The organism is Lentzea albidocapillata, from assembly GCF_000719115.1.
In the GTDB taxonomy this organism is placed as follows: domain Bacteria; phylum Actinomycetota; class Actinomycetes; order Mycobacteriales; family Pseudonocardiaceae; genus Lentzea; species Lentzea albidocapillata.
On the sequence record NZ_JOEA01000012.1, the window covers coordinates 183,364 to 194,672 of the forward strand.

Annotated in this window: 15 protein-coding genes; 11 read left to right on the plus strand and 4 right to left on the minus strand. The window is 67.6% G+C overall.

Features of this window, described 5'->3' with window-relative positions:
• Positions 1–54 precede the first annotated feature (54 nt).
• From IG04_RS0119735 to IG04_RS47225, 7 genes are all read left to right on the plus strand, one after another.
• Complete coding sequence (locus IG04_RS0119735) at positions 55–573, plus strand: ATP-binding protein (protein WP_144065678.1); 519 nt, start codon at positions 55–57, stop codon at positions 571–573.
• An 88-nt stretch (positions 574–661) separates the two neighbouring features.
• On the plus strand, positions 662–1,246 hold the full coding sequence (locus IG04_RS0119740) for a Uma2 family endonuclease (protein WP_084402127.1): 585 nt from the start codon (positions 662–664) through the stop codon (positions 1,244–1,246).
• Between the two features lie 106 nt (positions 1,247–1,352).
• Complete coding sequence (locus IG04_RS42705) at positions 1,353–2,189, plus strand: helix-turn-helix domain-containing protein (RefSeq protein ID WP_084402128.1); 837 nt, start codon at positions 1,353–1,355, stop codon at positions 2,187–2,189.
• Positions 2,186–2,353 (plus strand): DUF397 domain-containing protein, encoded by a 168-nt coding sequence (locus IG04_RS45425; RefSeq protein ID WP_084402129.1) that lies wholly within the window; start codon positions 2,186–2,188, stop codon positions 2,351–2,353. The genes IG04_RS42705 and IG04_RS45425 overlap by 4 nt, the downstream gene beginning before the upstream one ends.
• Positions 2,354–2,367: 14 nt before the next feature.
• A complete protein-coding gene (locus IG04_RS0119755; RefSeq protein ID WP_030478147.1) occupies positions 2,368–2,619 on the plus strand; it encodes a hypothetical protein in 252 nt (83 codons plus the stop codon).
• 268 nt (positions 2,620–2,887) lie between these two features.
• Entirely contained in the window at positions 2,888–3,061 is a 174-nt protein-coding gene (locus tag IG04_RS48975; RefSeq protein WP_420843992.1) for a DddA-like double-stranded DNA deaminase toxin, read from the plus strand.
• Complete coding sequence (locus IG04_RS47225; protein ID WP_030478148.1) at positions 3,058–3,495, plus strand: Imm1 family immunity protein; 438 nt, start codon at positions 3,058–3,060, stop codon at positions 3,493–3,495. The genes IG04_RS48975 and IG04_RS47225 overlap by 4 nt, the downstream gene beginning before the upstream one ends.
• 184 nt (positions 3,496–3,679) lie before the next feature.
• Here IG04_RS47225 and IG04_RS0119765 read toward each other — a convergent pair whose 3' ends face one another.
• Positions 3,680–4,144: a hypothetical protein gene (locus tag IG04_RS0119765; RefSeq protein WP_051770269.1), complete on the minus strand. Its 465-nt coding sequence runs from the start codon at positions 4,142–4,144 to the stop codon at positions 3,680–3,682.
• A 140-nt stretch (positions 4,145–4,284) separates the two neighbouring features.
• On the opposite strand from IG04_RS0119765, the gene IG04_RS0119770 reads away from it, so the two are divergent.
• Entirely contained in the window at positions 4,285–4,749 is a 465-nt protein-coding gene (locus IG04_RS0119770; protein WP_030478150.1) for a GbsR/MarR family transcriptional regulator, read from the plus strand.
• 9 nt (positions 4,750–4,758) lie between these two features.
• Positions 4,759–5,862, plus strand: a complete 1,104-nt coding sequence (locus tag IG04_RS0119775; RefSeq protein WP_030478151.1) for an ankyrin repeat domain-containing protein — start codon at positions 4,759–4,761, stop codon at positions 5,860–5,862.
• Here the strand turns inward: IG04_RS0119775 and IG04_RS0119780 are convergent.
• The 3 genes from IG04_RS0119780 to IG04_RS0119790 form a co-directional block, all read right to left on the minus strand.
• Positions 5,841–6,758, minus strand: coding sequence for a COX15/CtaA family protein (locus IG04_RS0119780; protein ID WP_030478152.1), 918 nt, complete (start codon positions 6,756–6,758; stop codon positions 5,841–5,843). The two genes, IG04_RS0119775 and IG04_RS0119780, sit on opposite strands and share 22 nt — an antisense overlap.
• Before the next feature lie 96 nt (positions 6,759–6,854).
• Positions 6,855–7,613 carry an ABC transporter permease gene (locus IG04_RS0119785; protein ID WP_030478153.1) on the minus strand — a complete coding sequence of 253 codons (759 nt, stop codon included), beginning with the start codon at positions 7,611–7,613 and terminating at the stop codon, positions 6,855–6,857.
• Complete coding sequence (locus tag IG04_RS0119790) at positions 7,610–8,515, minus strand: ABC transporter ATP-binding protein (RefSeq protein WP_030478154.1); 906 nt, start codon at positions 8,513–8,515, stop codon at positions 7,610–7,612. Before IG04_RS0119790 ends, IG04_RS0119785 begins: the two co-directional genes overlap by 4 nt.
• Positions 8,516–8,717: 202 nt before the next feature.
• Between IG04_RS0119790 and IG04_RS0119795 the strand changes: the two genes are divergently transcribed.
• Positions 8,718–9,293 carry a DUF998 domain-containing protein gene (locus IG04_RS0119795; RefSeq protein WP_051770247.1) on the plus strand — a complete coding sequence of 192 codons (576 nt, stop codon included), beginning with the start codon at positions 8,718–8,720 and terminating at the stop codon, positions 9,291–9,293.
• Positions 9,290–11,275, plus strand: a complete 1,986-nt coding sequence (locus tag IG04_RS0119800) for a glycosyltransferase (protein ID WP_030478156.1) — start codon at positions 9,290–9,292, stop codon at positions 11,273–11,275. The genes IG04_RS0119795 and IG04_RS0119800 overlap by 4 nt, the downstream gene beginning before the upstream one ends.
• Positions 11,276–11,309: the final 34 nt, after the last annotated feature.

Below are 11,309 nucleotides of genomic sequence, written 5' to 3' on the forward strand. Positions count from 1 at the left end.
CCACCCGGTCGGGAGCTGACCTCGGCCAAGATCGTCGTCGCCGGTGGCTTCGGCGTGGGCAAGAGCACTTTCATCAGGTCCATCGTGGAGAACGATCTCCTGACGATGAACGCACTCCCGCCGGAACGCGCTGGTGCCGTGACGGAACTGGTGCGCATCCAGTTCGGCCGCGTGTGGCTCGACCCGGGCCTCGCCCTGCACCTCTTCGTGGCGCCGCAGTGGCAGGACGCGCGCGCGGGCTGGGGCGACGTGGTGCGCGGCGCCGTGGGTGCCGTGGTGCTGTTCGACGTGATGCGCCCCGCGGACTCCGTGGACGCGATGCGGTACTTCGAGGACCACCGAATTCCTTATGTGCTCGCTTTGAACAACGTGCACTCCTCGGTCCGGTCGGACGTGAAGGCCATCATCCGCGGCATGGGCATCTCGCCCGATGTGCCGGTCGTGAACTGCGATCCGCGCGTGCGGCTTTCCGTGCGGGAGACGCTGATCTCGCTGACCGAGCACGCGAAGCTGGACCGGTGGCGCCGGCGGGCTGGGCCGGACGAGACGACTCCGCTCGCGCCTGTCTGCTGACTTGGAGTTTCTCCAAGCGCTCACACGTTCTGGTTGATCTGCTGACGAAGCGGAGGCCGGGAGGCCTTGGCCTTCTAGCCTCCGCTTCATGATGGTGGACGCTGATGTGACCGATGCCGGGCGGCTGGAGGGCTACACCCTGGACGACTGGGAGAGCCTCGATCCCCAGGAAGGCCGCCGCATCGATCTGGTGGGCGGGCGGTTCGTCGTCCATGCCGCTCCTGCCCTGCAGCATCAGCGAGTGGGAGACCGTCTCCGAACCCTCCTCGACGCGGCTGTCGCGCGCGAGGGCATGGAAGCGCTGACTGCGATCGGCGTCCGCGTCGACAGCATGCTCGGCTTCATCTCCGATGTCGTCGTGACGTCCGAGTTCATCGATGCAGACTCGGTCGACGTCCGCGACGTGACGCTGATCGTCGAGGTCGTGAGCCCGCCGACGAAGAAGACCGACGGGCTGGAGAAGCCGGCGGCGTTCGCGGCTGCCGGCGTGGAAGGTTACTGGCGCGTCGAGATGATCGGCCAAGACGGTCTGGCCATCTATTGCTACCGGCTGTCCAACGGTGTCTATTCCCATGTCGCGACGCTGACGTCCGGTACCGTTGGGACAGTGGCGATCACCAGCACGGCCTGGGTCACGTTCGATCCAGCGGATCTCTCGCGAAGATGCCGCTGATCAGGGCTTTCGTTCCTGGCTTGGAGATTTTCCAAGCAGATCTCTTTCAGGGCTTTTTGAGCTGAAACGATGGAGCTGTGAGGCATTCGCCTCCTAGCGTTTTCGCATGCCCAAAAGAGAGTCGAACGTCGTGGGCCGCGAGTTCGGCAACGGCCTCCGCGCCGCCATCGCCAAAACCGGCCTGACACAACGCCAGCTGGCCGAAGAGCTCGACTGGGACGAGTCGAAGCTGTCCGACCTCGTCAACGGCAAGGGTGGCGTCACCGCGCACGAGGTCGAGGTGCTGCTCGCCTACTGCCGCCTGTCGCTGGCCGAACGACGGCATCTGATGGCGTTGTTCCTGGAGGCGGGGGAGAAGGGGTTCATCCTCTTTCCCGAGGACGGCGTCCCGGACCAGCTGCGCACGCTCATCAACCACGAGAAGGAGTCCAGCGCGATCGTCGCGTGGTCGATGAACCTCGTCTCCGGCCTGCTGCAAACCCATGACTATGCGTACGCCGTCGCCCAGGCCGGACCTCACGAGAAGGAGGACGTCCCGAAGGTCGTGGCGGCGAGGATGGCGCGAGCGGAGATTCTGCGGCCAGGCCGGACGTTCACCTTCTACGTGCATCAGCAGGCGCTCTTGCTGCCTGTAGGCGGCGAAGAGGTGTGGCGCGAGCAGTTGGCGCACCTCCTGCGGATGTCGGTGCGGCAGTACATCAACTTCCACGTCATCCCCAGGTCGATCGGCGCGCACCCCGGGGTGTCGGGTGACTTCCGGGTGATGAAGTTCCCGAAGTACCCGCCACTCGTCTTTCTGGACACTCTGAACTGCGGGTTGTTCTTCGACGACAAGGAAACCGTCGCGCTCTACGAGGACAGGGTGAAGCGCCTCGCCGCCGTCGCCCTCGATCGTGAACAATCCAGGGCGGTGATCGACGACATTTTGGAGGGCCTCCAATGACCGACTGGCGCAAGAGCAGCTACAGCAGCACCGCTGACAACTGTGTCGAGGTGGGGCGTGGTGTCGGCGTTCGGGACAGCAAGGCTCCGGCCACGCATCTGCCGGTGTCGGCGGAGTCGTGGACCGCGTTCCTCACCGACGTGAAGGGCGATTCTGCCCGTTAGGAGTCCGTTGGCCCGTGGTGTCCCTGGGGGAGGTCGGGCAGCGCCTGCGTGAGGTGTTGCTCAAGGCAGAGCAGCTCATCAACGCGCTGCGGCAGGCCGAGAGTCTGGCCAAGGACGCCTGTGAGCTGCTCGGTCCTGCCGGCCGCGGAAGCAGGCACGAGGACGACTACTCCGCTGTCCTGCGGCACTGGAACGACGCGCACGTCGGTGTAGGTGATCTGGTCACCCAAGCGCAACAGGTGTCGGAACGGATTGCCGACATCTGAGGTCGCTTCTCGGCGCAGGCGCAGGCGCAGAGCCTGTTCCACCCGATCTTTCCTGGTCGGCGCAACAGCGGGCGACGCTCCCCGCCTATGACGGCAAGACCACCGGAAAGTACGTCGATCCGGATGGCTACACCGAGTCGGTTCGTAGCGGATATGAGCCTGACGGCGAACACGACGAGATCGCCGAATTCCTGTTCGCACGTGGCTATCCGCCTGGACCGGCTGGAGCACGGGTGACGTTGGGGGTCCACGTCGAGGCCAAGGTGGCGTGGCGAATGCGCGCCGGCGGTGTCGATCGGTGGAACTGGTCATCAACAACCCGATGTGCAGGGGGCCGTATTCCTGCGCCAAGCTGCTGCAAGAGATACTGCTACCAGGCCAAACACTCGTGATTCACGACCCACGGGCAACACGGGTTCACCGAGGAAAGGAAGCCAGGTGACTAATTCGCTCAGCGTCTGGTACTTCCGCGACGTCGACGATGACGACGAGCCGGTTGCCGTGTACACGGCCGCCGCGCTCGACGCGCTCCTCGACGACGTGCTTGCCAACCACCAGCCGCATCCGACGGTGGTCGTCGCCGACGGGCGACCCACCGTGGGTGCGCTGGGCCTCCCGGACCACCAGCTGAAGTTCGCCACGGACAGAGAATCGGGCACCGCCGCCCTCTACCTGATGGACGCCCAGGCTCGCCGCGCTTGGACCACGAAGTCCGAGCCGGCGACGGCCACGCTGTGGCTGGACCGCGACGCCGACGTCGCGTTCCCGTCCGACTCCGTGGTTTCGCTGGCTCAACTGCGGGAGGCGCTGCACGAGTTCATGCGCACCGCCGAGCGCCCCACCTGCGTCCAGTGGCAGGAGTTCGACGTCTTCTAGTGGCCAGCGACGAGACGACTCCGCTCGCGCCTGTCTGCTGACTTGGGCTTTGTCCAAGCGCTTACATGTTCTGGTTGATCTGCTGACGTAGCGGAGGCCGGGAGGCTTTGGTCTTCTAGCCTCCGTTTCGTGATGGTGGACGCTGATGTGACCGATGCCGGGTCTTGCTGCGGCCGGCTGCGGTCTAAGGCCGCAGGTCGGCCAACTGCCGGGTGTGCCCGGGTACGTGTTTCTCGGCAAGACCGTTGACGAGATCGGCGAGTGCGAGCGGCTGGTCCAGCACGAGCATGTCGCCGGACATGAGGAATGACGGCACCAGAACCGCGGCGGCCTGCTCGCTGAGCTGATCGGCGATGTCGCAGAGGACTGCCGCCTGGTGGCGGACGTGGGTGATCAGGCCGGCTCTGCCGGAATGCTCGGCGATGATCCGGTCGAGGTTCCAGTGGTCGAGGCAGATCCGGTTGTCGAAGGTGGGGCGTGCACCGGACACGACGCCGAGTGCGACAGCGGCGGCCGCCGCGTCGACGCTGAGAACGTGGGCCAGCACCTGGTCGGCGTTCCAGCCTCCGTCCCCGGCATCGCCGAGGCCGGGCTCCGTCGCCACGTCGAGGAACTTCTTGTAGGCGCTGCGAAGTGCGGTCGTGTCCATCGGTACGTCCCTGTCGATGTCGGAGGTGAAGTGCAACCGATGGTTGCACGTCCTGCCTCCTATTGCAACCGCCTGGTTGCACTTAGCTGTTGACAAGATCGCTACGATAGTTTCAGTGTCGACCGAAAGGGATCACTGAGATGAGCGTCGGACGCGAGACCCGCCTGTCGGCCTGGATCGAGCGGTTCGCGGCCCACTTCGCCGAGGAGGGCATCCCGCTGATCGGAGGCCGCATCCTCGGTTACCTGCTGGTGTGCCAGCCGGTCGAGCGCACCGCCGCCGAGCTCTCGCAGGAGCTGGAGGCCAGTAGCGGGTCGATCAGCACGAACCTGAAGTACCTGGTCAACGTCGGGCTGGTGACCAAGCGGACCCGGCGTGGGCGGCAGGCGGCCGAGTACCGGATCAACGAGAAGGCCTGGACGGACTTCATCCAGCGCAAGTTCGACGCGATCGCCAGCGTCCAGACGCTCACCGACGACGGCATGCGGTTGCTCAGTGGCGATCCGGAGCGGTCGATGCGGCTGAGGACCGTCGACAAACTCTACGGTTGGCTCTCGGAGGAACTCCCCGCTTTGTGGGAGCGCAGGCCTGCCGCACCGAAGTAGCGTGGTGCCATGTGGCACCCGTTTCGCGATGACATCGAGTACTACGAGGAGCGGGCCCGTGGTCTGCTCGCTTCCGCGTGGGACGGCGTGCCGGGTGCGCTTGAGGTCTTCGACGACGTGCCGTTGACGGACGAGGGCGCGCACATGGTGCTCGCCAGGGCCCACGGCTGCGAGGACTGGAAGGCGCTCAGGGCGAACATTCGCAAGCCGCGCCCGTTCGCCCGCGCCTACCAGGCCATCGAGATGCAGAACCCCGGTGAGCTGAAGGCGATCATCACGCGCGACCCGTGGCTCGTGAAGGCCAGTGGCACCAACGGGAACGACCTGCTCGGCCTCGCGACGGCCAAGTGCGACGAACGCCTCGTCGAGGTGTTGCTCAACGACGGCGCGGACATCGACCACCAGAACGTCCACGGCTGGACGGCGCTGCACCAGGCGGCTTACGCGAACCTGCCGGGCCTGGCCGGGCTGCTGCTCGCCAAGGGTGCCCGCACCGATCTGGACGCACGGGGCGAAGGCGGCACACCGCTCACGGTCGCGTTGTTCTGGGGCAACGTCAAAACAGCCGAACTGCTGGCGCAGCACGGAGTTCACCCGCCGAACCTGCGCACGGCCGCCGGTCTGGGTGACCTGGACCTGGCGGCCGAACCGGAGGCCCGGCGCGGCTACTACCGCCCGCACAGCGGGTTTCCGCGCTGGTGGCCGACGAACGACCCGCAGGAAGTGCTCGACGAGGCGCTGTCGTGGGCCGCCCGCAACGACCGCACCGAGATCCTGGGCGACCTGCTCAAACGCGGTGCCAGGATCGACGCGGACGTCTACCGCGGCACGGCGCTCGCGTGGGCGGCCTGGTGCGGGCTGGAGAACGCCACCCGCACGTTGCTCGACCTGGGCGCCAATCCCAACCAGCGCACGACGTTCGGCGGTCCGATGCACGGCGAGGGCGTGACGGCGCTGCACCTCGCGGCCGAACGCGGCCACCTGCCGATCATCCGGATTCTGCTCGACGCGGGCGCCGACCGGACCATCACCGACGTGAACTTCGAGGCCACGCCCGCGAACTGGGCCGGGCACAACGACCAGGGTGAGGCTCAGGCCTTGCTGAGCGCCTGATCGTCAGAAGCAGGCAGTTCGACCTCGTGCGTGCGTTCCCGCGACGACGTCCAGAGTGCCGCCGTGGCAACGACAACCGCACCGGCACCGAGCACGTGGATCGACACGAGCACCTCCGGCACACCCGTCCAGTACTGGACCATGCCCAGAGTGCCCTGAGCGAGCACGACGCCGACCAAAGTCCAGTAGGTGCGGGTGCGGGTGAAGAACCCGACCGCGATCAGCAGGCCCAGGAACAGGAACAGCAGGTCCGCGTGGATCTGCGCGAGCGTCTCGACGTCGACGCCCAGGCGGGGCGTCGACGCGTCGCCGGCGTGCGGCCCTGCGGCCGTCACCCAGGTGCCCGCGAGCAGCAACGCGCCCAGCACGACGGCCATGACGACCTGGAGCTTCACCAACGGTGCCGGCACCTTCAGCCTGACCGGGCCGTCGCCCTCGGACAGCGAGCTCACGAGCAGCACGGCCATCCACACCAGGCCCATCGAGATCATGAAGTGGATCGAGACGGTGTACCAGGCCAGGCCCGTCAGCACCGTGATGCCGCCGACGACCGCCTGCACGGCCACGCCGACGAGCTGGACGAGCGAGAGCACGAGCACCCGCCTGCGTCGCGGCAGGTGGAACCACGCCGCCAGCACGCACAGGCCCGCGATGATGCCGACGACACCCGTCAGCGTCCGGTTGCCGAACTCGACCCACTGGTGCAGGGCCGCGACCTCGGGGTGCTCCACCGGGACGACGCTGCCGTCGACGCACTCGGGCCACGTCGGGCAGCCGAGCCCGGAGCCGGTCACGCGGACGATCGACCCGGTGACCGCGATTCCGGCCTGCGCGATGACGACGGCAATCGCGAAAGCGCGCTGCCAGGACACGAGGAAGGCGGTCAGCTTCGACACGCCTTGATGGTAGGTCTCGCTGTGCCGACCCCTAGAAGCGGGGACTGATGTCGTGAGTGTTTTCCGTCGCTGGGGCGACGGAAAACACTCACGACATCAGGTGAGCTTTGTCGTCCGGGTAGCCAGAGCACCCGCGACAACACCCCAGGCCACGAGCACTGCGACCGGGCCCACACCCGGTGCCGTGCCGTGCACCACAGAGGTTTCCAGCGCCTGGGCCAATGCGGCGGACGGCAGCAGGTGCACGAACCCGACCGGCACCGACAACGCCACACCGCCGACCATCAGCAGCACGAACCAGATGATGTTCGCCAGGGCCAGCACGATGTCCGCCCGCAGCGAACCGCCCAGCAGCACGCCCAGCGCGCCGAACGTCAGCGTGCCCAGGACGATCAGCAGCACCACCCACGGCAGGCCACTCAACGGGAAGCGCCAGCCCAGGAACAGCGCCGTGACGGCCAGCAACGCGATCTGGAGCGCGACCACGACCAGCGCGCCGCAGACCCGTCCGGCGACGAGCAGCCAGCGGGGCAGCGCCGAGGCCGACAGTCGCTTCAGCACGCCGTAACGCCGGTCGAAGCCCAGCGCGATGGCCTGCCCGGTGAACGCCGACGAGATGATCGCCAGGGCGAAGATCCGCGCGGTGGCGGACCCGACGCGCGGCTCCGGCATCGGGATCACCGACATCAGCGACAACGCCACCAGCAACGCCAGCGGGATGATCACCGTCAGAAGGATCTGCTCGCCGTTGCGCAACGTCAGCGTCGCCTCGGTGCGCGCGTGCACGAACAGCATGCGCGGCAGTGATCCGCGGCCGGGGGAGGGCTTGAACGTGCCGGGAGCGAAGGTGGTCACGAGCGCAGCTCCCTGCCGGTCAGCTCCAGGAAAACGTCTTCGAGGCTGCGCTTGGCCACCGTCAGTTCCTCGGCCAGCACGCCCTGCTGCGCGCACCACGACGTGACGGTCGAGACGACCTGCGGGTCGATCAGACCCTCCACGACGTACGCGCCCCGCGTCGCCTCGCGCACCTTCAACCCCTCAGGCAGTGCGGCGGACAGCAACGTGGTGTCGAGACCGGGCCGGGCACGGAACCGCAGCTGCTGGTCGTCCGGCCGGTTCGCGGTCAGTTCGGCGGGCGAGCCCTGCGCGACCACGCGGCCCTCGTCGATGATCACGACGTCGTCGGCAAGCGACTCGGCCTCGTCCATGAGGTGCGTCGTCAGGAGCACGGACACGCCGTCGTCCTTGAGAGCGCCCACGAGGTCCCACACCAGACGGCGTGCCTGCGGGTCCATGCCCGCGGTCGGCTCGTCCAGGAACACGAGCTCGGGGCGGCCGATCAGCGCGCACGCGAGCGACAGGCGCTGCTGCTGGCCGCCGGAGAGCCTCTTGTACGGGGTGCGCACCGCGCCACCGAGCCCGAGGACGTCGATCAGCCACTTCGGGTCGAGCGGGTTCTTCGCGCACGCGGCCACGAGGTTCAGCATCTCCTCGGCGCGGATGCCGGGATACCCGCCACCGCCCTGCGGCATCACGCCGATGCGGGGCCGCAGCGCCTCGGTGCCGGCCGGGAGCCCGAGCACGCGCACGGAACCGTCGTCGGCCGTGCGGAAGCCCTCGCAGATCTCGACGGTCGTCGTCTTGCCCGCGCCGTTGGGACCGAGCAGGGCGAGAACGGTGCCGGGCTGCTGAACGAGATCGAGGCCGTCGACGGCGGTCTTCGAGCCGTATCTCTTGACCAGCCCCGACACTTCCACCGCAGGCTGGGGATTCGGGCTCACGAGCACGCAGCCTAGGCGGTCCGGGCGACCCGCACGCAGCTGGGTCATTCGGCCCATTCGGAGAAGCAGAGCTGAAAAAGGTGGGGCTAGCCCTACCCCGGCGACTCAGGGACACCTCAGGGTTCGCTCGGGGGAGTTCCCCATTGGTTGATCACGGCATTCGGAAGAGACTTTTCCCGTGATCGAAGCGGGGGAGAAAAGACGGGGACTGGTGGTCGGGGGCCTGGTGTTCTCACTGGTCCCGATTTTCTACCTGCATGTCATGTCGGCAGGTCAGCTCAACCCGGTCACGGACGTGATCAGCGACTACGTGTTCGTGGACAACGGCACGGGCTGGCTCGCGGCGACGTCTCTTAGTCTCGCGGCCGTCTCGGCTTTGCTGGCCGTCAACCTGCACGGTGTAGGCAGGTCAGCGCAGTGGCTGATCGGCATCTGGTCGGCAGGGCTGACCGTGTCGACGATCTTCCCGACCGATCCGACGGGGGCGCCGACGTCCATGTCGGGCTACATCCACCGGTACGCCGGCGCGGTCATGTTCATGGCGTTGCCCGCGGCCGGTGTGCTCATCGCCCGCAAGTTTCCGGCTCTGTTCGGTGTCGCAATAACGGCGAGTGTCTCCAGCGCGGCTTTTCTGGTCAGCCACGTTTCCTTCGCCGGTTTCGAGGCACGCGGACTTACGGAACGCGTTTTGTTCGCTTCACTTTACGGGCTCCTTTTCGCCATCGCGGCACTACAGGTGAGGCGCACCTCATGACCATGATCGCCATCACGCTCGCCGTGTTCGGTGCCGTGTGCTTCGCCCTCGCGGCCCGCCTGCAGCACGACGCGATCGCCTCGACCGGAGCCCGTGCCAGTGTCCTGAGGCAGCCCCGGTGGCTCGGTGGGCTCGCGTTGCTCGTCGCCGGTGCCGGGGTGCACGCTGCCGCGCTGGGCATGGCGCCGTTGACGGTCGTGCAGCCGATCGGTGTGCTCGCGATCGGCATGACCGCGTTGATGGACCGCCGTTTCCGTGAGTTGCCGGCGATCCTGCTCACGACCGTGGGTGTGGGCGCGTTCGTGTTGCTTGCCTCGGGCAGTGCGACCGCGACGAAGGTCGCGCCGGACATCGAACTCACCGCCGGACTCGTGACTCTCGGCCTGATCGCGGTGCCGGGCGTGATCGCAGCCCTTACGTCGAACGCACGCGTTCGCGCCGTTGCGTTCGCCTCAGCCGGTGGCGTCGCATACGGCTACGTGTCGGTCTTGATGCGCGCCGTCTCCCAGTCCGTGCAGCAAGGCGGTTTCGGGCTCTCGCACCTCGCGTCCGTGCTCGGCATCGCCCTCTCACTCGCCGTCGGCGGCTGGCTGGTCCAGCACGCCTACGCCGGCGGACCCCCTCATCTCGCCGTCGCCTGCCTGACCGTGGTGGACCCACTGGTCGCCGTGGGCCTCGGTGCCTTCCTGCTCGGCGAAGCCGCGCATCTGTCTCCTTTGACCGGTGTCGCGCTGTTCGCCTGCGCTCTCGCCGCCGTTTGCGGCGTGTTCGCACTTGCTCGTCAACCTCGTGAAAACATCCGAACGGAGCTTCTCGTGAACACCTCCAGCGCGCTTCGCGTCGTCATCGCCGCCGACACGTTCCCGCCGGACGTCAACGGTGCCGCGCGCTTCGCGCAGCGCCTGGCGGTCGGCCTCGCCGAGAAGGGTCACGACGTCCATGTCATCGCCCCGGACTCGCCCAAGGCCACGGAGATCCCCGGTGTGACAGTCCACCGGCTCCGGTCGCACCGGCTGCCGTTCTACCCGGACTTCCGCTTCTGCCTGCCATGGCAGGCCTCCAAGGAAGCCGACGCGCTGATCAAGTCGCTCAAGCCCGACGTCGTGCACGTGCAGGCGCACTTCGTGGTGGGCCGGTTCGTCCTGAACTCCGCTGTCGCCCAGGGCATCCCGACGCTCGCCACGAACCACTTCATGCCGGAGAACCTGTTCAGCCACGCCCACGTGCCGGCGTTCCTGCAGGGTATGGCCCGCAAGTTCGCCTACCGCGACCTGGCCCGCGTCTTCGGCCGCGCCGACGTCGTGACCGCGCCGACCCCGCGCGCCGTGCAGCTGTTGCACGACAGCGGTTTCCCCACGGCCGCGGTGCCCGTGTCGTGCGGCATCGACATCGCCCGCTACCAGCGTTCCGTGACGCACAACGACCGTCCGACCGCGTTGTTCGTCGGCCGGCTGGACGAGGAGAAGCGCGTCGACGAGTTCCTGCGCGCCCTGGCCCGCGTGCCCGGCGCGTTCGGCGAGATCGTCGGCGACGGCACGTGCAAGGCGGAGTGGGAACTCCTGGCCCGTGACCTGGAGATCACGGACCGCGTGCGGTTCCACGGCTTCGTCTCCGAGGACGACCTGCTCGACGCCTACGCCCGTTGCGACCTGTTCGTCATGCCCGGCGTCGCGGAGCTGCAGAGCCTCGCGACGATGGAGGCGATGGCGGCGGGCAAGCCGGTGATCGCCGCGAACGCCATGGCACTGCCGCACCTGGTGCACTCCGGCCGCAACGGCTGGCTGTTCGAGCCGGGCGACGTCAACCAGCTGGCCCAGCGCCTGCACACGCTGGTGCACGACGCGCCGATGCGGGCGCGGATGGGCGCGGCCAGCAGCGAGATCATCTCGCACCACGCGCTGGGCACGACGCTGGAGCGCTTCGAGGCGCTGTACGCGCGAGCCATGGGTCAGACGGTGCCGGTCATCGCGCTGGCTGCCTGAGTTTGGCCTCGATCCGTTGCGCGACAAGCAGTCC